Origin of the sequence: Streptomyces sp. NPDC101490, assembly GCF_044767145.1 — a bacterium.
In the GTDB taxonomy this organism is placed as follows: Bacteria; Actinomycetota; Actinomycetes; order Streptomycetales; family Streptomycetaceae; genus Streptomyces.
Genome location: NZ_JBIWNI010000013.1, coordinates 74,559 through 93,794 on the forward strand (window position 1 = coordinate 74,559; position 19,236 = coordinate 93,794).

Consider the following 19,236-nt stretch of genomic DNA (forward strand, 5'->3'; position numbering starts at 1 on the left):
GCCCCCGCAACCACACCGTTCTCTAATGGCGCCCGAGACCCACCCCGCGCCCGAGCCCAGGACGGAGACCGATGCACGAGATGTCCCTCGCGGTCGCCGTCGTCGACCAGGTGGAGACCGCGGCGAGGACGCGCGGGGCCGTCGGCGTCAGCAGCATCGCCCTGGACGTGGGCGAACTGGCGGGCGTCGTCGCCGACGCCCTCGCCTTCTGCTTCGAACTCGCCTGCGCCGGAACCGTCGTCGAGGGCGCCGAGCTGATCACCCGTACCGTCCCGGGCACCGCGAGCTGCACACCGTGTGCCGAGGTCTGGCCCGTCGGCATGCCGCCGACCCTGCTCTGCCCGCGCTGCGGCGCCGCCGCGGACGGGCTCGTCACCGGCCGCGAACTCCGGATCCGGGAGGTCCGCTGGGCCGACCCCGGGGCACCGCGCGACAAGCATCGCCAACCGATCACCGAGGAGAGCTGAGCATGTGCCGAGCAGTCGATCTCCAGCGTGCCGTTCTCGCGAAGAACGAGGCCGCGGCACAGATCCTGCGTACCGAACTGACCGCCCGGGGCACCACCGTGGTCAACCTGCTCTCCAGTCCCGGCAGCGGGAAGACCGCACTCCTGGAACGCGAGCTGCGGCTCGCCGGAGAACGGGGCGTCAGCGCCGCCGCGCTCACCGCCGACCTCGCCACCGAGAACGACGCCCGTCGCCTGGCCCGCTCGGGCGCGCCCGTCAAACAGGTGCTCACCGACGGTCTGTGCCATCTGGAGGCCGACATGGTCGCCCGGCACCTGCACGACTGGCTGCCCGAGTCCACCCGTCTGCTGTTCGTCGAGAACGTCGGCAACCTGGTCTGCCCCGCCGGCTACGACCTGGGCGAGTCGCTCCGCGTCGTGCTTGCCTCGGTCACCGAGGGAGAGGACAAGCCGCTCAAGTACCCCGCCGCGTTCGGCCTCGCCCACCTGGTGATCGTCACCAAGACCGACATGGCCGAGGCCGCGGAGTTCGACGAGGTGGCCTTCCGCGCCAATGTGCAGCAGGTCAACCCCGGTGTCGAGGTCGTCCTCAGCTCGGTGCGCGACGGCCGGGGAGCCGGGACGCTCCTCGACCGGGCCCTCGCGACGGCCGAGGGGAACCGTGTCCACACCCCGGTGATGGCCCGGACCGGCGCGTGACCACGGCGCGGCCCGTGCCCGCCACGGCCCCGCGGCGCAGCCGTGTGGTCGTCCGTGGAGTCGTGCAGGGCGTGGGCTTCCGGCCCTTCGTCTTCGCCCTCGCCACCGGGCTGCGGCTGTCCGGCCACGTCACCAACACGGCCGACGGCGTCGTCGCGGAGGTCGAGGGAGACCCGGCGGACGTCGCCTCCTTCTGCGCCCGCCTCGCACCCGACGCGCCGCCCCTGGCCCGGGTCGAGTCGGTCGAGGCGGCCGAGGTGACCGCGAGCGGCGGCAGCGGGTTCACGATCGTCCCCTCCCGCCAGGGCGGCGCCGTCCGCACCCTCGTCCCCCCGGACACCGCCACCTGCGACGACTGCCTCACGGAACTCGCGGACCCGTCCGACCGGCGGTATCTGCACCCCTTCATCACCTGCACCCACTGCGGCCCCCGGTTCACGATCGTCACGGGACTGCCCTACGACCGGGCCCACACCACCATGGCCGGCTTCCCGATGTGTCCGGACTGCGCCCGGGAGTACGCGGACCCCGCCGACCGGCGCTTCCACGCACAGCCCGTTGCCTGCCCCCACTGCGGCCCCCGGCTGCGGCTGGTCACGGCGCCCGGCGCCGCCGCGCCCCTCCGTACCGGGCGGGCCCCCGACTCCGTCCGTCCCGACGCGGACCGCGCGGACCCCGGCCGCGGTGCCGGTGCGGACCCGGTCGCCGCCGCACGCGCGATGCTCGCCGACGGCGCGATCCTCGCCGTCAAGGGCCTCGGCGGTTACCACCTGGCCTGCGACGCGACGAACCCCGACGCGGTGGCCGAACTGCGCCGCCGCAAGGCGCGCGGTGACAAACCGTTCGCGATGATGGCCGCCGACCTCGCCGACATCGAGCCGCTCGCCCACCTCGGCCCGCTCGAACGCGAACTCCTCACCGGCGCCGTCCGGCCCGTCGTCCTGCTCCGCCGCCGCGACGACGCCCGCCCCCGCCACGGGGCGGCCCCGGCGCCGACGGTGGCCCCCGGCGGCCCGGACCTCGGCTTCATGCTCCCGTACACCCCCGTGCACCACCTCCTGCTCGGTCTCGGCGCGGCGGACCGGGACGGGCCCCGGCTCCTGGTGATGACCAGCGGCAACCTCTCGGGCGAACCCATCGTCACGGACGACGCCGAGGCACTGACCCGGCTCGCCGGTCTCGCGGACGCCTGGCTCCTGCACGACCGGCCCATCCACGTGCCCTGCGACGACTCCGTCGTCCGCGTCTGCGACGGCGAGCAGCTGACGCTGCGCCGCTCCCGGGGCCGCGCGCCGCTCCCGGTCACCCTGCCCGTCGAGGTCGCCCCCGCCCTCGCCGTCGGAGGGGACCTGAAGAACACCTTCTGCCTCGGCGACGGACGCCGGGCCTGGCTCTCCGCCCACATCGGCGACATGGACGACCTCGCCACCCAGCGCGCCCTCACCTCCGCCGAGCGGCAGCTCGAATCCGTCACGGGCGTACGGCCCGGACTCCTCGCCGCCGACCGCCACCCCGGCTACCGGTCCACCCGGTGGGCCCACGACCACGCGGCGGGACGGCCCGTCGTCCCCGTACAGCACCACCACGCGCACATCGCGGCGGCGATGGCCGAGAACGGACTCGACGGTACGGAACCCGTGCTCGGCGTCGCCTTCGACGGCACCGGCTATGGCCTCGACGGCGCCGTGTGGGGCGGCGAGTTCCTGCTCGCGGACTACGCCGGGTTCGAGCGGTTCGCGCACCTGGCCTACGTACCCCTGCCCGGCGGTGACGCGGCCGTACGAAGGCCTTACCGCATGGCCCTGGCCCACCTGAGGGCCGCGGGCCTCGCCGCCGACCGCGCGCTGCCCTGCGTGCGCGCTTGCCCTGTCGACGAACTACCCGTACTGGAAAGGCAGTTGGCGCGCGAGCTGAACTGCGTTCCCACGTCCAGCATGGGGCGTCTCTTCGACGCCGTCTCCTCCCTCGCCGGCATCCGCCACCACGCGGGGTACGAGGCGCAGGCCGCGATCGAACTGGAGGCCGCGGCGCTGCGCGCACCCGGCACCGCCGAGGACGGACGCTACGCCTTCCGGCTCGACGCACCGCGCGCCGGTGCCCCGTGCACCGCGGACCCCGCACCCCTGCTGGCTGCGGTGATCGCCGACGTCCTGGACGGGACACCGAAGGCCGTCGTCGCGGCGCGGTTCCACCACGCCGTGGCCCGGCTGGTGCGTACGGTCTGCGCCGCCGCCCGCGGCGGGACCGGCGTCGAGACCGTCGCCCTGACCGGGGGAGTGTTCGCCAACACGGTCCTCTCCTCGGCCTGCGCCGCGGGACTGCGGGAGGACGGCTTCACCGTGCTGCGCCACCGCCTGGTCCCGCCGAACGACGGCGGTCTGGCCCTCGGCCAGCTCGTCGTGGCCGCCCGGATCACGGACGCGGCGGCCCCCGGCACGCCCCGACGAGAGCGACAGTGAGGAGACACGCATGTGCCTGGCGGTACCTGGAAGAGTGCTGGACGTCGAGGACCGGGACGGCACCCGGATGGCCACGGTCGACTTCGGAGGCGTGGTCAAGGAGGTGTGCCTGGAGTACCTGCCGGACCTGGAACCCGGTGAGTACGCCATCGTGCACGTCGGCTTCGCCCTCCAGCGCCTCGACGAGGAGTCGGCCAGGAGGACGCTGGAGCTGTTCGAGACCCTCGGCCTGCTCCAAGAGGAGTTCGCGGACCCGTGGGAGGCCGCCGAGGCCGCGGCGATCGAGTGGAAGACGCCGGACGACACGCACGGAGAGGTGCGGCCGTGAAGTACATCGACGAGTTCCAGAACCCGGACCTGGCGGGCCGACTGCTCGACGACATCCGCGCGACGGTGACCCGCCCCTGGGCCCTGATGGAGGTCTGCGGCGGCCAGACCCACAGCATCATCCGGCACGGCATCGACCAGCTCCTGCCCCCCGAGATCGAGCTGATCCACGGCCCGGGCTGCCCGGTCTGCGTCACTCCGCTGGAGATGATCGACAAGGCGCTGGAGATCGCCTCCCGGCCGGGCGTGATCTTCTGCTCCTTCGGCGACATGCTCCGCGTCCCCGGCACGGGCCGCGACCTGTTCCAGGTCCGCGCGCGGGGCGGTGACGTCAGGGTGGTCTACTCCCCGCTCGACGCGCTGCGGATCGCCGAGCAGAACCCGGACCGGGAGGTGGTCTTCTTCGGCATCGGCTTCGAGACCACGGCACCGCCCAACGCGATGACGGTCCATCAGGCGCGCAAGCGGAACATCCGCAACTTCAGTCTGCTGGTCTCCCACGTCCGCGTCCCCCCGGCGATCGACGCGATCATGAGGTCCCCGGACTGCCGCGTCCAGGGCTTCCTCGCCGCCGGCCACGTATGCAGCGTGATGGGCACGGCCGAGTACCCGGAGCTCGCGCGACGCCACCGGGTGCCGATCGTCGTCACGGGCTTCGAGCCGCTGGACATCCTGGAAGGCGTACGCAGGACGGTGCTCCAGCTGGAGCGGGGCGAGCACACCGTCGAGAACGCCTACCAGCGCGCCGTGACGGCCGAGGGCAACCCGGCGGCACGGGCGATGCTGAGCGACATCTTCGAGATCACCGACCGGTCCTGGCGCGGGATCGGCGTCATCCCGGACAGCGGCTGGCGCCTCTCCGCCCGCTACCGCGACCACGACGCCGAGCACCGCTTCTCCGTCACGGGGATCGACACCCGCGAGCCCGCCGAGTGCCGGAGCGGCGAAGTCCTCCAGGGCCTGCTGAAACCCAACGAGTGCGAGGCCTTCGGCACCACCTGCACGCCCCGAACCCCGCTCGGCGCCACGATGGTGTCCAGCGAAGGCGCCTGCGCCGCCTACTACCTCTACCGGCGGCTCGACGCGGGAACCCCGGGACAGCGGCCCCCCGAGCCGGCCCGCCAGACATCCGGCACCCCGTCCCCGGTCACCGCCTCCCTGGAGAGCAGCCCCCGTGCCTGACACCGTGCCCGACACCACCCTCTGCACCCCTCCGGCGGCCGAGGCCGCGCAGCCCGCCCCCGACATGCTCGCCTGGACCTGCCCCGCACCCCTGCGCGACCAGCCGCGCATCGTCATGGGCCACGGCGGCGGCGGAGTCCTCTCCGCCGAGCTCATCGAGCACGTCTTCGCACCCGCCTACGGCGGACCGGCCCTCGCCCACACCGCCGACGCGGCCGAGATCCGGATCGGCGGCGCCCGCCTGGCGTTCTCCACGGACTCCTTCGTGGTCCGCCCCCTGGTCTTCCCCGGCGGCAGCATCGGCGACCTCGCCGTCAACGGCACCGTGAACGACCTCGCCATGAGCGGCGCCCGCGCCAGCCACCTCTCCTGCGGCTTCATCCTGGAGGAAGGCGTCGAGACCGACGTCGTCGCCCGCGTCGCGCAGGCCCTCGGCGCGGCGGCCCGCGCCGCCGGCGTCCAGGTCGTCACCGGCGACACCAAGGTCGTGGAGGCCGGTCACGGCGACGGCATCTACATCAACACCTCGGGCATCGGGCTGATCCCCGACGGAGTCGACCTGCGCCCGCAGCGAGTGGTGCCCGGAGACGTGGTGATCGTGAGCGGCCCGATCGGTCTGCACGGCGTGGCCGTCATGAGCGTGCGGGAGGGCCTCGAATTCGGCGTCGAGATCACCAGCGACTGCGCACCGCTCGGCGGTCTCGTCGAGGCGATGCTCGCCGTCACACGGGACCTGCACGTGCTCCGTGACCCCACGCGCGGGGGCCTGGCCGCCTCGCTGAACGAGATCGCGGCGGCATCGGGCACGGGCGTCGTCCTCCAGGAGCGGGCCGTTCCGGTCCCGGACGCGGTCGGCAACGCCTGCGCGCTGCTCGGGCTCGACCCCATGTACGTGGCGAACGAGGGCAAACTCGTGGCCTTCGTCCCGCGCGAGCACGCGGACGCCGTACTGGCCGCGATGCGGGCCCATCCCCTGGGCACCGGAGCGGTGGTGATCGGTGAGGCGGTCGACACCCACCCGGGCATGGTGGTGGCGCGTACCGGACTCGGCGGCACCCGCGTCGTGGACATGCCCCTGGGGGAGCAGCTGCCGCGGATCTGCTGAGCTCAGACCCGTCCGCCGCGCCGCCCGCGGGACGTGTCGAGGGTCCACAGGTGGGTGCAGTTCGGGCACTGCAGGTGGACCCGGGGACCACTGTTCCCGATCAGGTAGCGCCAGTGGCTCCGGCAGTTCCGGCGGTCCAGGCAGGTCCCGCAGTCGCGGGCGTCGTCACAGCCGGGGCACGCGACCCAGGCCCGCCGGGCCGGGTCCGCGTGGGGATCAAGCGGAAGCCGCACGGCCCGGCCCCTCCCCGGGCAGCACACCGGCCGCGACCAGCATCGCGTACAGCCCCTGCTGCTCCTCGTCCAGGCCCGAGTACAGCAGGGCGTGCGCGGCCTCCTCCTCACGCAGAACGGCCACGGGATCCCAGCCGGGCCCGAGGGCCGCTACGAACTCGGCGCGCCGCCGTGCCTCCTCGGACGTGAGGTCGATGTGGAAGCCGACGAGGTCGGAATGAGGGTCGTGGAAACTGTTCATGGGCGACTTTCGGGATGAATCGAACGCATACCCGACCACGTCTACCAGAACGATCGGCGCCCACGGAAGCATCCGACCGGCGTTCACCGGTCGCTGTGGCGCACCTCATGCCGCGGAGACGCTGGGCGGCGGCTCCGAAGTCCGTCCGATGGACACCGGGCCCCGAGCGTGCCGACACCAGCCGTCTCAGCACCCCCGCCCCGGCCCCCGGAGCCACGGCACGGCCCGCTGACGCGGGTCGCCGTGGGCCCGGAGGCGGGCGGTGCTCAGAACCAGTGCAGGCAGTGCGGGGGGCGTTCCGTACGGAACAGCGCGTCCGCGAGGGTGGCGGCGCCGGGGCGGAGGGCCCGGACGTGTCCCGCGCGGACGAGCGTGCTGGGGGCGATGCCGCCCAGGTACAGCGAGCCCAGGTCGCGCACGTCCAGCGACAGATCGGGTTGCCGGTCCGTGGGGACACAGGTCGCGCTGCCCTCGCGGACGGTCAGCAGATGGCGGCCGTGCTCGCCGAGGAACGGGTCGTCCACGTCGAGGACGAGCTCGCCGTCCGTGGACCAGGCGCGTGCGGTCAGGGCGCCAGGGACGTCGAGGACACGCACCCACAGCCAGTCGGCGTGCTCGCCGACCTCACCGGCACGGAAGTCCGCGAGCTGCCAGCGCAGCGGATGCTCGGGCGGGACGTGCCGGAACACGACCTGTGGGACCAGGTCGTGCCCGAGTACGAACCGGGCCAGGGCCAGGAAGACCACGTCGTCGGTGGCGATGGTCTCGTCGACCGTCAACGTGCCGCCCTCGCCGATCGAGTAGCTGGCGTACCCGTCGGCCACCCCGTCGGCGTCCCGGTGGACCGCGACGTGGCGCGGTGCCGAGGAGACCGGCGACTGCCCCGCTCCCGACGCCCACCAGCGGTGCGGCCGGGACAGCGCGCCGGGCTGGGCGCGGCGGTACCGGTCGTACACCTCTTCGAGGATCCCGCCGCACTGGGCACGCCGCATCACCTCGACCGTACCGCTGTCCCCGTCGGGCACGGACGCGTCGGCCGACGCACCGGCCCGGGGCACCGCGAGGGCTGCTCGGTGGCGCGGCACGGTCAGCCGGGTGGTGAAGGTTGCCGGTCCGTAGCCGAACCGGCCGTAGATCGGAGCCTCGGAAGCCAGCAGCACCGAGAGGAACTCCCCCCTGGCCCGCACCTCGGAGAGCTGCCGCCGCATCATCGCGCTGAGCACGCCGCGCCGCCGGTGCGAGGGCAGGACGCCGACCGAGCTCACCCCCGTGACCGGCGTGACGCGCCGGCCGGGCAGGGTGAGCTCGAAGGAGTACGCGGCGGCGGTGCCCACGGGCCGACCGTCCTCGGACAGGGCGAGCAGGCCGCGGTCCATCTCCAGCGCCGACCACCAGCGTCCGCCACCCGCGATCGGGGCTTCCGGGAAGTGGCCGAACGCCGTGTGGACCGTGTCGACGAAGACGTCCAGGTCCTCATCGGTCGTGGATCGGATCTCCATCGCTGTCGCTTCCTTCCCGAAGTGCCGGCACAGTGGATCATGGTGTTCGTTCACGGGACCGGCGTCGTGTCACGCTCGTGCGGACGGCCGATGGTCACCGCACCCCGGAAGCCCTCCGGCGAGAGGACCGACATCGCGTCGAGCGACGAGTCGGGAACCGGCAGGAGATGGGCGTCGACCCAGGTGTCACCCGTCGCCGCGTTGGTCCAGGGATCCTCGATCACAACGGCGCCGGGTACGACGCCGTGACAGAGAACCCAGTGCGGCACGTCGAATCCCTGCATCCCGGCGAGCGAGAGCAGCAGCAGCACGTGCTCGCGTCGGCCGATCGAGTCCCGGACCGCGTCCAGGGTGAGACGGCTCGGATCGATGGGGACACCCATGCGCTCCGCGTCCTTCCTGGAGGCGCGCTGGAGCAGGGCACGCCACTCCCGGTCGTTCTCCGTCAGGTGGTCGAGCAGCACCGGTCGGTCGGCGTCCAGGTGGACCCTGACCGGGGACGAGGGCCAGGCCCGGTGCACGGCGACGCCCAGCCCGACGGGCTCGCACGCGAGGAAGTTGGTGGCGTCCCGCCACAGCGTCAGCTCCGCCTGCCGGTCCAGCGCCTCCCACTCCAGCGTCCCCGCGTGCGCCTGCGCGACCAGGGCGGTGACCGCTCCGCAGGTGAAGTGCGTGCTCTGCCCGTAGTACGGGGGCGCGGTCGTGACGCCCTCGCGCAGCCAGCGGACGTATCCGGCAGCCGGTCCGGCGGCGCCTTCCGAAGGTGTCAGCGGAGGCGTCAAGGCGGTGAAACCGGTGGCGGCGACGTCCTCGGCACACGCCGTCCACCCCTCCCACTTGACCTGCGGAAGCCCCTCGCGGTCCGCGAGGGCGACGACCGCCTCCACGGCCGCCCGTACGTCGCCGACGGCGTCGACGATCTTCAGATAGGCCGTGCTCGGACGTGCTGTCACCAGCGCGGCGGCGGCCCACTCCGCGCCGTCGCCCCCGGGAACGACCACGAGACGAGGCACGTGGGTGGAGCGGTCGACGGTACGCCAGCGCTCCGACACCTCGTCGCCGACGATCCGCGTCAGCCGGACCGGTGGGGCATCGGGATCGTAGGGGACGACGAGGCTCTCCACGGAGTGTTCGGGCTCGGCGGGCCGTGCGGAGGATTCCTGACAGGTCGGCATTCCGGTACTCCTGGCGGGACGGAGGAGACGAGAGGGTGAGGGAGCGGGAGAGGAGGGAGCCCGGCCTGTGGGCGCGGACCCCGTCCCCTGGTGTGAGGTCACGCGCGGGACTTCCGGAGCACCCACACGAAGTACGGTCCGCCGACGAGCGCGATCATGAGGCCCGCGGGCACCTGGGCGGGGGCGACGACCGTACGGCCGAGGGCGTCCGCCACACAGACCAGCACACCACCGAGCAGCATCGCGACCGGGATCGAACGGCCGTGCCGGGCACCCACCAGGGAACGCGCGAGGTGCGGGGCGACGAGCCCCACGAAGCCGACGACACCGACGGCGATCACGCTGAGCGCCGCGAGCACCGCGGCGATGGCCAGGGCGGTGAAGCGGGTGCGCTCCACCCGGACCCCGACGATGCGCGGGGTGTCCTCGTCGACGGCGAGCAGATCGAGCCGACCGCGCATGGACAGCAGAACGGGAAGGGCGAGAGCCAGGCCCACCGCGACCGGGACGACATCGGGGAACGTCCGGCCATAGGTGGTACCGGAGAGCCAGGTGAAGATGCGCGGGGTGTTGTACGGGTCCGCGCGCAGCAGCAGGAAGGTGGTGCCCGCACTGAGGCCGTACCCCATGCCGATGCCGATCAGGACGAACCGGTCGGGCAGGAAACCACCGCGCCAGGCCAGCAGGGCGATCACCGCGAACGTGGCCAGCCCGGCCACGACCGCCACCACGACGAGTACCGTCCGCCCACCGGACAGACCCGAGGTCGCGACACTCGCCGCGCCGAGACCGGCACCCGCCGTGATGCCCAGCACCCCGGGCTCCGCCAGCGGATTGCGCACCGAACCCTGCACGACGCAACCGGCAAGGCCGAGCGCCGCACCGGCCAGGATCGCGGCGGTCACCCGCGGCACCCGGTCGTCGAGCGCCTGGCCCACCAGGTCCGGAGCCGCGCCCTGGAGCCACAGCACGACGTCCCCGGTCCGCAGCCACAGGCTCCCCGCGAGGACGGCCACGAGAGCCGCTCCGGCGAGCAGCGCCACCGAGCCGGACGTGACGAGGAGGGACGCACGGCGCGAGCGTGCGGCCACCTTCGCCCGAGGGGGCTGCCGGATCTGCCCCGTGTCGCGCAGCCGCAGGGCGAGGACCACGATCACGACGGAGCCGAGTAGCGCGGTCGGCACGCCGGTCGGGATGGAAGCGGCCCCGTCCGCCCCCTGGATCGCGCGCAGGGCCGCGTCCGCGAGCAGAATCAGCAGCGCGCCGAGCAGCCCGGCCGCGGGGATCAGGAACAGGTGCCGACGCAAGGCGTGGACACGTCCGGCGATCAGTCGGGCGAGGACCGGGGCGCCGAGACCGACGAAGCCGATCGGACCGGCCAGGGTCACCGCCGTGCTGGTCAGCAGCACCGCGCAGACCACGGCGGTCACCCTGGTGCTCCGGACCGGCACGCCGAGCGTCGACGCGGCGTCGTTGCCCAGGTGCATCACGTCCAGCCGCCGGGACAGCGCCAGAGTCAGGCACAGCGTCACGGCGACGAGAGGGGCGGCGCGGACCGACGCGTCGATGTTCAGCTGCGCCAGCGAGCCGCTTCCCCAGGCGTAGAGGCCGGTCGTGTTCTGGTCGAACAGGATGAGGAACATCCCGGTCGCCGCGTCCAGGGCCATCGCCGTCGCCGATCCGGCGAGGACGAGGCGGGTGCCCGCGGTGCCCGCGGCGCGGCCCGAGAGGAGCAGCACGAGTGCCGCCGCCACGAGGCCGCCCGCGAAGGCGACGGCGCCCGACGCCCAGAGCGGGACGGTCAGGCCGAGGGCGGCGACCATCGCGAGGGTGAAGTACGCCCCGGACGTGACCGCCAGGGTGTCCGGAGAGGCGAGCGGGTTGTGGGTGACGGACTGGAGCAGCGCGCCCGCACAGCCGAGGGCGAAGCCGACGGCGACGCCCGCGAACAGACGCGGCAGGCGCGAGCCGGTGAGGATCTCTCCTACGGGCGCCCCGTGGGCACCGCCGTCCTGCCCGGCGAGATGGCGCACCAGGTCGCCGACGCCGACGCCCGACGTCCCCTGTGTCAGATGCCACATGCCGACGAGCGCGGTCGCGCCGAGGAGGAGTGCCAGGACGGCCGCCCCGGCGGGCCCGCCGCCGAGCCCGGCGCGTGGCAGCGGCCCCGGTTCGGGGGCCGCCGCGCGTACCGCGGTCACTTCTTGTCGAGTACGTCGACGTAGGCGTCGATCGCCTGGGCGCAGGAGCGCGGACCACCGGCGCCCCAGACCTGCGCCGGGAACGCGTGGGCGCGGCCCTCCTTCACGGCGGGGAGCTTCTTCCAGATCGGGTTCTTGGCCAGCGCCGCGACGTAACCGCCCGCGGCGTCGTCGTTCGCGTAGAAGAGGTTGGCGTCGCCCACGGAGGTGAGGCCCTCGACATCGGTCTGCGCGAGGCCGTAGGCGGCGTCCACGCCCCCGTCGCCGTGCTTCTTGTTCACGTCGTTGGTCCACGCCGGGGTCATGCCGAGTTCCTTGCCGATCTCGGTGAACAGCGCGCCGTCCGCGTAGGGGCGTACGGTCAGGTTGCCTCCCTCCAGCCAGCCGTCGAAGAACAGGAAGTCCTTCGTCGGCAGGTTCGCGTCGGTGACCCGCTGCTTCGCCGTCGCGAGGTGCTGGTCGAACTCCTTGAGCACCTGGTCCGCCCGGTCCGTCCGCCCGGTCGCCTCGCCGATCATGCTGAACACCTTGCGCATGTTCCCGATCGGGTCCTTCGGGTCCGCCCCCCGCGTGGCCATCACGGGAACGCCCCTCTTCTCCAGCTTCTTGATCATCTCGTCCTTGGCGTCGAAGGCCTCCACGACGATGAGATCGGGCTTGGCCGCGTAGAGGGTGTCGAGATCGGGCTCCTCCCGGGTGCCGATGTCCGTCACACCGGCGGGCAGCTTCTCCGCGCTGGTCCAGGTGCGGTAGCCCTTGGCGTCGGAGACGGCGGTGGGGGTCACGCACAGGGTCAGCGCGTCTTCGACCTGCTGCCATTCGAGGACCGCGATCCGCTTGGCGGGCTTGTCGAGCTCTATCTGGCGGCCCACGCCGTCCTTGAAGGAGACCGGCTTCGTCGAGGTGGCCGTGGTGTCCTGGGCGCAGTCCTTCGACGCGGGGGCCGCGTCGGCGCTGCTCCCGGCCGTCGCTCTGTCGACGTCGGTCGTTCCGCAGGCCGTAGCGGCGAGCAGCGCGATTCCGGTCGAGGCCGACAGCGCCAGACGACGGGCACGGTTCATGGGGATTCCTCTTTCGCGGGTGATGGGGGCGACGCGGACAGGGCGCGTCGGTGTGTTCGGGGGCGGCTCGTCATCCCCGGAAGGGCCGGTGAGGCGTTCCGGGGGAGCCGCGACCGTGGATCAGGAGAGGTGACGTCCGAGCGGATCGATGCGCAGCCGCCCCGTGCGGGGGTCGACGTCCACCTCGACGCGGATGTCGTAGACCTCGCCGATGTTCTCGGCGGTCAGGACGTCGGCCGGTGCGCCGGTCGCGTACACCCGGCCCGAGCGCATGAGGACGACGGTGTCCGCGATCCGGGAGGCCTGGTCGAGGTCGTGCAGCACGATCCCGACCGCGATGCCGTGCTTGTCGACGAGGTCCCGAACGAGGTCGAGCGTCTCGAACTGGTAGCGCAGGTCGAGGTGGTTGGTCGGTTCGTCGAGCAGTACGACACCGGTGTCCTGGGCCAGGCAGGCCGCGAGCCAGACGCGTTGCATCTCCCCGCCGGAGAGTTCTCCGACCTGCCGTCCGGTCATGTCGCGCACTCCGGTGACCCGCATGGCGTGGTCGACGGCGGTCCGGTCCTCGGCGGTCGGTCCGGCGAAGCCGCGCCGGTAGGGGTGGCGCCCGAACGCGACGACCTCCGCGACCGTCAGCCCCTGGGGAACGGGCCTCGACTGGGAGAACAGCGTGACCTCGCGCGCGAACTCCTGGGAACTGAGCAGAGCGACGTCACGTTCGGGCTCTCCCTCGGGGGCTCCGAGCGTCACCCGGCCGCCGTCCACCCGGTGCAGTCGGGACAGCGCGCGCAGCAGCGTGGACTTCCCGCTGCCGTTCGGTCCCACCAGGGCGGTCGCGCGACCGGGTTCCAGGGCGACCGAGACGCCATGGACGACGGGCCTGCCGTCGTGGCACAGCACCAGGTCGTGCCCGATGAGCGCGGCCGCCGGAGCGGCGGCGGGGGCGGCCGTGGGCTTCCCGGCGGGCCGGAAGAGGCTTGTGAACACGGAGATGTCCGGACGGTCGGAGGGGTGGGGACTGCGGCAACCCCTGTCCGACGTCACCGGGCAGGCCGCGTGCTCGCCCAGGCGCGGCGGAGCCACGCACGGCGAACGGCAACTAAGGGTTACCTAACTCGGTGAAGCTTATATTCCGCTTGCTGTGTCGACAATCCGGAGTTCTGGTCACGCGATACGGAGTTCCGGACACCCCCTACGGGCGGACCGCCGCGTCCGAGAACGCGCCCGGCGTGATTCCCATGACCCGCCGGAAGGCGACGATGAAGGTGCTGGGCTGCGCGTAGCCCAGCACCTCGGAAACCGTCGCCACGTCGATGCCCTCGGCAAGGAGCATCAGTGCCCGGTGCACCCGCAGCATCTGGCGCCACTGGGCGAAGGGAAGCCCCGTCGCCTGACGGAAGGCACGGGTGATCGTACGGTCGCTGGTCCCCAGCAGCCGCGCCCACTCCTCCAGCGAACGGCCGTCCGAGGGGTCGTCCAGCAGGGCCTCGGCGATGGTGTCGATCCGTGGATCGCCGGGCAGGCGCAAGGCGAACTGACGCTCCGAGGGCCGGAGCACATCGAAGACGACCGCCTCCGCCCGCGCCCTCGCCTCCGCGTCGAGGTCGGCGGAGGACAGATGGGTCAGCAGCGAATCCAGCAACGGCGTCATCGTGATCGCCATGGGGCGCGTGAACGCGAAGGGTGTGCGATCGGGGGCGAAGAAGGCGCTGAAGAGCGCCGCACTCGCTGTCGACCGGCCCTCGTGGACCATCCCGGCGGGCATCCACAGCCCGTACCCCTCGACCACGGTGTAGACACGGTCGCCCACGCGGGACGTCAGCGTTCCCCCGCGTACCCAGACGAGCTCGTGCAGGGAATGCGCGTGCGGCGACCACTCCGTGGGAGCGGGGACGATCCGGGATCCGGCGAGGATGGCGGCCGCCGACTCGGGGAGCGGCTCGGCCCGCCGGACCACCGTGCCCGCCTCGCGCCGCCACATCCCGGGAGTCGCCGCACCAGGGGGCGCTTGAACCATGAAGAGAGTCTATCGGTGCGCCGTTCCGGACTGATTTCAGGGTGTTCGCCCCTGGTTGAGGACAGGCCGACGACTTCGCCCGAGGAGCAGGGGAATGCCGTCTCGCACTCTGCGGCCGTCGGGTTCTGCATACTCGGGGTCTGCATGCCCCGTGAGCTCTTCAGCGCCGCCGGATTCGCCGGGCCCGCGACTCGCCCGGATGCCGCGCGGTGGATCGCGGCTGCCGCCGTTCCCGGGACGCGTGAGCCCACCATGGCACCGAGGGCGAGGTGCGATTCCCGAACCGCTCACGGAAACGAAGGCGCTGAGATCGCGCATGTCGCCCAGGATGGTGCGCAGGTCGAGTCCGTCGCGTGCCGCCGCCATCTGGTCCTGGCCGAGCTGCCGGGGTGAGTTGTCGAAAGTGGTGACCCGCGCCCCCGCGGCGGCGAGGATCGGCCCCTGCTGGCCACCGCCGGAGGTCAGGCACAACACGTCCTTGCCGGTCAGATCCGTCGGCAGCCAGGAGCGGTCGACCGGCTCGTGGCGACCGCGCGGGCCGCCAGCCGGGTCCTTGTCCTGGACTGCTGCTTCTCCGGGCAGGCCATCGGCCTGATGACCTCGGACACCTCGGTGGTCTCCGGCCGGCTGGAGGTGTCCGGGACGTGCACCTCCCCTCCTCGCTCGCGAACCGGCCGTCCCACGCCCTGTCGGCCGCGCGGGTACACGGCGTACACGGGTGAGCCGCTCGACCTGCTGCACCGCGGATCGGGGGACGCCGCGGAGTTCCTGACGCTGCTGGGCATCCACGAGCACCTGGCGCGGGCGCTGCCCGCCAAGGGGCGTCCGTGCCCCGAGTGGGGCAACACCCGTACCGTCGGCAGGCCGACGTCGGCCCGGAACCTGGCGTACACGGACACCGTGGACCCGGCCGCGATTGTCGAGGAGGTCACCCGGCTGGAGCGGATGGGTGAGCTCGGGGACGTGGCGCACCGGTACCGGCTGGCCGCCGAGGCCGGGCACACCGACGGCATGCTCCGGATGCTGACCCTCCGCGGGGGACACCATGCGGGCAGGACTGTGGTGGCGTCAAGCGGTGGAGGCCGGGGATCCCGTCACGATGAACGCCCTGGGTGTCCAGGCATGGCACACGGGGGACCTCCCGCAGACGAAGGAACGGTTCGGCAGGGCCCCGACGCCGGACTGGACGAGGCCCGCGACAACCTGCGGACGCTGCTGCGGCAGCGGGGCCAGTCGGCGTGGTAATGCAACGGTGTTTGCTGTGACGGTCGGACAGGTCGGTCGATGATCAGTTCATGGGTGGGAACTCAACGGCGTGGTGCACGACAGAGGCGCTGACGGATGTTGCTGGTCGGCTGCTCACACCACGTCGTGAAGATCGCTTTCCACACACGGTGGGATTGCTTCCCGCTGCCGCTCCTGGTGGGTGCGATGGCCGGGGGAATACATGTGCACGGGTTGCCCGTGCCCGGGCAGGCTGCGTGGATGGACGTCGAGTCAGCCCAGCTGCCGCAGGAGCGGGCCCTCCAGCACGTCGCCTCCAGGGCGTCAGAACTCCAGTCGACCCGGTGCTGCGTGTGACGCTGAATCTCCACCCGGATCGTATGGTGCTCGATCGGCCGGTCCTGCTCGCGCTGGCTGCCGGTGGCGTCTACCACTCGCAGTTCATGACCGGAACAAGCAACGGCGGCCTGACCGCCCACCCCGGCGGTGACCGCCGGCGCTGGGAAAGCCGCATCTTGACGGCGCGTATGACGATGCGGCCGCGCATGAGCGGCCCGTCTACGGGACTCTGAGCTTTCCGGCACAAGCAGCTCGGCGCGGCGCGGCGCCGCGGTTCGGCATACTTCCGGTTCACCGCTGGCAGCTCTCCCGCACCACGTTCTGCCACCCGGACAGCTTCTTTGCGCCTACGGCCTTCGGCGTCGCCGCCGGGATGTCCTCGCTGGAGTTGGCCCAGGCCGACAGCCGGGACGCGCTCGATGACTCCATCGAGGCGCAGGTCCACGAGCCGCCCCGTACTGGATCGCCATGTAGAGGCGTTGGTCTTGGATCCCCAGCTATCGGGACACGGAAGTGGAGGCCGCAGCCCGGCTTCTGCCGTGTCCGCTCGAATGGCACCCAGGAGTGCGGATCAGCGTCGAAGAGCTCCGGTGGCGTGGAACATCGAGCTGACGCCGCCGGCCCATCCCGGACATGGCGATGCCCGCGCGGAAGTGCCTGCGCGGGCATCGCCATGTCCGGTGGCCCCGGGATGCGTGTCAGGCCAGGTGCACGTCCGGGACGTAGAGGATCCACTGACCGCCCGAGGCCTTGAAGGCCTGTTCCTTCGCCATGATTTCCTCCGCGTGGTTCCAGGCGAAGAGCACCGCGTAGTCGGGATAGGGGGAGGAGAAGTGCTCCGGGGGGAGGATCGGGATGTGGGAGCCCGGGGTGACGCGGTGCTGCTTGTCAGGGGTGGAGTCGCACACGGCGGAGATCAGGTCGGGGCCGATGCCGCAGTAGTTGGTGACCGTGGCGCTCTTGCAGGTCGCGCCGTAGCCGACCACTCGCTTGCCCTGCTCCTTCAACTGCGTGAGCAGTGCGTGCAGTTCCGTGCAGTGGGATTCGATCTTCGCGCCGAAGGAGGCGTAGGTGGCCTGCTCGGAGAGCTTCTGGTCGTGCTCGCGGGCCAGCCACCTGGACACCGCGGGCCGCACGGGGCGCTCGCCCGCGCGGGCCGTCGTGTAGCGCATGGTGCCGCCGTGGACCGGGAGGTGCTCGACGTCGACCAGGTCGAAGCCGTAGTGCCGCGCCATGGCCTGCACGGAGCGGACCGAGAACAGGTAGAAGTGCTCGTCGTAGACCTGGTCGAAGTAGGTGTGCGTGACGATGTCGCCCAGGTAGCGGTCCTCGAAGACGAAGACGCCACCCTCGGCGAGCAGGGCGCGCACGCCTGCGAACACCGAGTCGATGTAGGCGATGTGGCTGATGGTGTTGGCGGAGAAGACGAGCTGCGCGGCGCCCTCGGTCTCCCGGATCCGCAGCGCGGTCGGCTCCTCGAAGAAGCCGACGTGGACCCGGCTGCCGGTCGCACCGGCGGTCAGGGCGGCGTGCTCGGCGGGGTCGACGCCGAGATGACGCACGCCGGACGCCCGGACGGAATTGAGCATGATGCCGTCGTTGCAGCCGACCTCCACGTAGAAGGGGTCCGGCCCCGACAGCTCCGTCGCCAGGTAGTGCGCCGCGGTCTCCTCGAAGTGCCGCCGCATGAGCGAGGAACCGGACGAGCGGTAGGGGTAGTCGGCGGGAAACATCCTCTCCCGGTCCACCTCTTCGAGCTGTTGCACCATCGTGCAGTCGGCGCAGAAGCCGATGGCCAGCCGGTAGAAGTGCTCCGTGCCGATGTCGGCGGGAGCCGGGAACACGTCCGAGACCGGCTGGCGCCCGAAGTCGAAGAACTCGACCACGGGGCCACCGCAAATACGGCACGAAGTCATCTCACGCAGCTTTCTGTCGGGGAAGGCGGCTCGGGGAGTGGGAGTGGGAGTGGAGGTGTCGGGGGCGGTGTGGGAAAGTGGTGGGACCGGTACCACGCGGCCGTGGCGCGCAGGCCCTCCTGGAGGCTCCGAGGCCGGAAGTCGATCACTTCGTGCAGCTGGGAGAGGTCGAGCGTGCGGTTCGGCCGCCCGCCGGAGACGGCGCGATTGAACGTGATCAGTTCCGGGCGGCCCAGCGCGGCGCAGATCAGCTGCGCGAGGCGAACCGGGGAGACCGTCTCCTGGGCGGCCATGTTCAGCACGGTGTGGGTGTTCCGCTCGACCATCCGCAAGGTGGCGTCGACCAGATCGGTCACGTAGAGGTACGTGCGGGTCTGCGAGCCGTCGCCCCAGATCTCGATGGGCTCGCCCGCCGCAGCCCTTGCGAACATCCGCGGGACCACCCGGTCGGAGTCTGCCCGGAAGTCGTCTCGCGGCCCGTAGACGCTGGTGAGCCGGGGCCGGAAGATCCGCATTCCGTGCTCGTGGGCGTAGGCCTCGGCCAGCATCTCCGCGTAGTTCTTCGCGAGGTAGTAGCCGTCCGGCGCGTACGGGAGTGACGTGCGGAAGTCGTCCTCCTCCCGGGTGGGGCGATCGGTGGCCGAGAGGTAGACCTCGGCGGAGCTGAGCAGAACCGTGTCGCGGACGCCGTACCTGCGGGCGAGGTCCAGGACGTACGACACCGTGCGGACGCCCGAGTCGAGGAAGGTGGCTGGGCGCTCGCGCCGCGAGAGGAGGTTCCCGGTGAGCGAGGCACAGTGCACCACGGTGTCCACGCCGTGCGGCGACCCGGCGAACACCCCCTCCAGGGCGGCCTCGTCGAGGAGGTCGGTACGGACGGTCCGCAGCAGGGCCGTACGGGGAAGCTGTCCAAGCACGGCCCGGTCGTCGCCCCGGTGCAGCGCGATCACCCGGGCTCCCCGGGCCAGCAGCCCCTCGGCGAAGTGCGAGCCGATGAAGCCGGCGGCACCGGTGACCAGGACGGTCCTGTCCGTCCACGGGCCCTGAGCGGCCAAGGCCATGGGCTTCGGGGACGGGCCTGCTTGTGGGTCG

The 19,236-nt window shown here is 72.2% G+C and carries 18 protein-coding genes and 1 pseudogene; 8 read left to right on the top strand and 11 right to left on the bottom strand.

What is annotated here, in order from left to right:
• Window positions 1-71 precede the first annotated feature (71 nt).
• The 6 genes from ACIRQY_RS22720 to hypE all read left to right on the top strand — a co-directional run bounded on the left by ACIRQY_RS22720 (window position 72) and on the right by hypE (window position 6,238).
• Window positions 72-467, top strand: a complete 396-nt coding sequence (locus ACIRQY_RS22720) for a hydrogenase maturation nickel metallochaperone HypA (protein ID WP_403928425.1) — start codon at window positions 72-74, stop codon at window positions 465-467.
• A gap of 2 nt (window positions 468-469) precedes the next feature.
• Window positions 470-1,165, top strand: coding sequence for a hydrogenase nickel incorporation protein HypB (gene hypB / locus ACIRQY_RS22725; RefSeq protein WP_403928428.1), 696 nt, complete (start codon window positions 470-472; stop codon window positions 1,163-1,165).
• Window positions 1,162-3,624 (top strand): carbamoyltransferase HypF, encoded by a 2,463-nt coding sequence (gene hypF, locus ACIRQY_RS22730; RefSeq protein WP_403928431.1) that lies wholly within the window; start codon window positions 1,162-1,164, stop codon window positions 3,622-3,624. The genes hypB and hypF overlap by 4 nt, the downstream gene beginning before the upstream one ends.
• 10 nt (window positions 3,625-3,634) lie before the next feature.
• A complete protein-coding gene (locus ACIRQY_RS22735; RefSeq protein ID WP_351794084.1) occupies window positions 3,635-3,952 on the top strand; it encodes a HypC/HybG/HupF family hydrogenase formation chaperone in 318 nt (105 codons plus the stop codon).
• A complete protein-coding gene (gene hypD, locus ACIRQY_RS22740) occupies window positions 3,949-5,133 on the top strand; it encodes a hydrogenase formation protein HypD (RefSeq protein WP_403928435.1) in 1,185 nt (394 codons plus the stop codon). Before ACIRQY_RS22735 ends, hypD begins: the two co-directional genes overlap by 4 nt.
• Before the next feature lie 64 nt (window positions 5,134-5,197).
• Window positions 5,198-6,238 carry a hydrogenase expression/formation protein HypE gene (gene hypE, locus ACIRQY_RS22745; RefSeq protein ID WP_403928704.1) on the top strand — a complete coding sequence of 347 codons (1,041 nt, stop codon included), beginning with the start codon at window positions 5,198-5,200 and terminating at the stop codon, window positions 6,236-6,238.
• A gap of 2 nt (window positions 6,239-6,240) precedes the next feature.
• Here the strand turns inward: hypE and ACIRQY_RS22750 are convergent, their stop codons facing one another.
• The 8 genes and pseudogenes from ACIRQY_RS22750 to ACIRQY_RS22785 all read right to left on the bottom strand — a co-directional run bounded on the left by ACIRQY_RS22750 (window position 6,241) and on the right by ACIRQY_RS22785 (window position 14,629).
• On the bottom strand, window positions 6,241-6,471 hold the full coding sequence (locus ACIRQY_RS22750; RefSeq protein WP_351794078.1) for a hypothetical protein: 231 nt from the start codon (window positions 6,469-6,471) through the stop codon (window positions 6,241-6,243).
• Window positions 6,455-6,712 carry a DUF6400 family protein gene (locus ACIRQY_RS22755; RefSeq protein ID WP_351794075.1) on the bottom strand — a complete coding sequence of 86 codons (258 nt, stop codon included), beginning with the start codon at window positions 6,710-6,712 and terminating at the stop codon, window positions 6,455-6,457. Before ACIRQY_RS22755 ends, ACIRQY_RS22750 begins: the two co-directional genes overlap by 17 nt.
• Window positions 6,713-6,978: 266 nt before the next feature.
• Window positions 6,979-8,211, bottom strand: a complete 1,233-nt coding sequence (locus ACIRQY_RS22760; protein ID WP_403928440.1) for a GNAT family N-acetyltransferase — start codon at window positions 8,209-8,211, stop codon at window positions 6,979-6,981.
• Window positions 8,212-8,261: 50 nt separating this feature from the next.
• On the bottom strand, window positions 8,262-9,386 hold the full coding sequence (locus ACIRQY_RS22765) for a peptidase C39 family protein (RefSeq protein WP_403928443.1): 1,125 nt from the start codon (window positions 9,384-9,386) through the stop codon (window positions 8,262-8,264).
• A 98-nt stretch (window positions 9,387-9,484) separates the two neighbouring features.
• Window positions 9,485-11,587 (bottom strand): iron ABC transporter permease, encoded by a 2,103-nt coding sequence (locus tag ACIRQY_RS22770; RefSeq protein WP_403928446.1) that lies wholly within the window; start codon window positions 11,585-11,587, stop codon window positions 9,485-9,487.
• Window positions 11,584-12,648: an iron-siderophore ABC transporter substrate-binding protein gene (locus tag ACIRQY_RS22775; protein ID WP_403928449.1), complete on the bottom strand. Its 1,065-nt coding sequence runs from the start codon at window positions 12,646-12,648 to the stop codon at window positions 11,584-11,586. Before ACIRQY_RS22775 ends, ACIRQY_RS22770 begins: the two co-directional genes overlap by 4 nt.
• Before the next feature lie 120 nt (window positions 12,649-12,768).
• Window positions 12,769-13,635 (bottom strand): ABC transporter ATP-binding protein, encoded by an 867-nt coding sequence (locus ACIRQY_RS22780; RefSeq protein ID WP_403928452.1) that lies wholly within the window; start codon window positions 13,633-13,635, stop codon window positions 12,769-12,771.
• A gap of 119 nt (window positions 13,636-13,754) precedes the next feature.
• Window positions 13,755-14,629, bottom strand: a pseudogene (locus ACIRQY_RS22785) (helix-turn-helix domain-containing protein).
• A 558-nt stretch (window positions 14,630-15,187) separates the two neighbouring features.
• Between ACIRQY_RS22785 and ACIRQY_RS22790 the strand changes: the two are divergent.
• Together ACIRQY_RS22790 and ACIRQY_RS22795 are read left to right on the top strand one after the other, a co-directional pair.
• Window positions 15,188-15,910 (top strand): hypothetical protein, encoded by a 723-nt coding sequence (locus tag ACIRQY_RS22790; protein WP_403928455.1) that lies wholly within the window; start codon window positions 15,188-15,190, stop codon window positions 15,908-15,910.
• Window positions 15,911-16,233: 323 nt separating this feature from the next.
• Complete coding sequence (locus tag ACIRQY_RS22795; RefSeq protein WP_403928458.1) at window positions 16,234-16,461, top strand: DUF3626 domain-containing protein; 228 nt, start codon at window positions 16,234-16,236, stop codon at window positions 16,459-16,461.
• A 58-nt stretch (window positions 16,462-16,519) separates the two neighbouring features.
• Here ACIRQY_RS22795 and ACIRQY_RS22800 read toward each other — a convergent pair whose 3' ends face one another.
• The 3 genes from ACIRQY_RS22800 to ACIRQY_RS22810 all read right to left on the bottom strand — a co-directional run bounded on the left by ACIRQY_RS22800 (window position 16,520) and on the right by ACIRQY_RS22810 (window position 19,205).
• A complete protein-coding gene (locus ACIRQY_RS22800) occupies window positions 16,520-16,657 on the bottom strand; it encodes a hypothetical protein (protein ID WP_403928460.1) in 138 nt (45 codons plus the stop codon).
• A 269-nt stretch (window positions 16,658-16,926) separates the two neighbouring features.
• Window positions 16,927-18,144 carry a methyltransferase domain-containing protein gene (locus ACIRQY_RS22805; RefSeq protein ID WP_403928463.1) on the bottom strand — a complete coding sequence of 406 codons (1,218 nt, stop codon included), beginning with the start codon at window positions 18,142-18,144 and terminating at the stop codon, window positions 16,927-16,929.
• Complete coding sequence (locus ACIRQY_RS22810) at window positions 18,141-19,205, bottom strand: NAD-dependent epimerase/dehydratase family protein (protein WP_403928466.1); 1,065 nt, start codon at window positions 19,203-19,205, stop codon at window positions 18,141-18,143. Before ACIRQY_RS22810 ends, ACIRQY_RS22805 begins: the two co-directional genes overlap by 4 nt.
• Between the last annotated feature and the right edge of the window lie 31 nt (window positions 19,206-19,236).

What these genes read in the sequence shown, in the direction of transcription:
- ACIRQY_RS22800 (WP_403928460.1), bottom strand. Translation starts at nt 16,657, where the DNA reads ATGGAGTCATCGAGCGCGTCCCGGCTGTCGGCCTGGGCCAACTCCAGC.
- ACIRQY_RS22805 (WP_403928463.1), bottom strand. Translation starts at nt 18,144, where the DNA reads ATGACTTCGTGCCGTATTTGCGGTGGCCCCGTGGTCGAGTTCTTCGAC.
- ACIRQY_RS22765 (WP_403928443.1), bottom strand. Translation starts at nt 9,386, where the DNA reads ATGCCGACCTGTCAGGAATCCTCCGCACGGCCCGCCGAGCCCGAACAC.
- hypE (WP_403928704.1), top strand. Translation starts at nt 5,198, where the DNA reads ATGCTCGCCTGGACCTGCCCCGCACCCCTGCGCGACCAGCCGCGCATC.
- ACIRQY_RS22810 (WP_403928466.1), bottom strand. Translation starts at nt 19,205, where the DNA reads ATGGCCTTGGCCGCTCAGGGCCCGTGGACGGACAGGACCGTCCTGGTC.
- ACIRQY_RS22775 (WP_403928449.1), bottom strand. Translation starts at nt 12,648, where the DNA reads ATGAACCGTGCCCGTCGTCTGGCGCTGTCGGCCTCGACCGGAATCGCG.
- ACIRQY_RS22735 (WP_351794084.1), top strand. Translation starts at nt 3,635, where the DNA reads ATGTGCCTGGCGGTACCTGGAAGAGTGCTGGACGTCGAGGACCGGGAC.
- ACIRQY_RS22720 (WP_403928425.1), top strand. Translation starts at nt 72, where the DNA reads ATGCACGAGATGTCCCTCGCGGTCGCCGTCGTCGACCAGGTGGAGACC.
- ACIRQY_RS22755 (WP_351794075.1), bottom strand. Translation starts at nt 6,712, where the DNA reads ATGAACAGTTTCCACGACCCTCATTCCGACCTCGTCGGCTTCCACATC.
- hypB (WP_403928428.1), top strand. Translation starts at nt 470, where the DNA reads ATGTGCCGAGCAGTCGATCTCCAGCGTGCCGTTCTCGCGAAGAACGAG.
- ACIRQY_RS22760 (WP_403928440.1), bottom strand. Translation starts at nt 8,211, where the DNA reads ATGGAGATCCGATCCACGACCGATGAGGACCTGGACGTCTTCGTCGAC.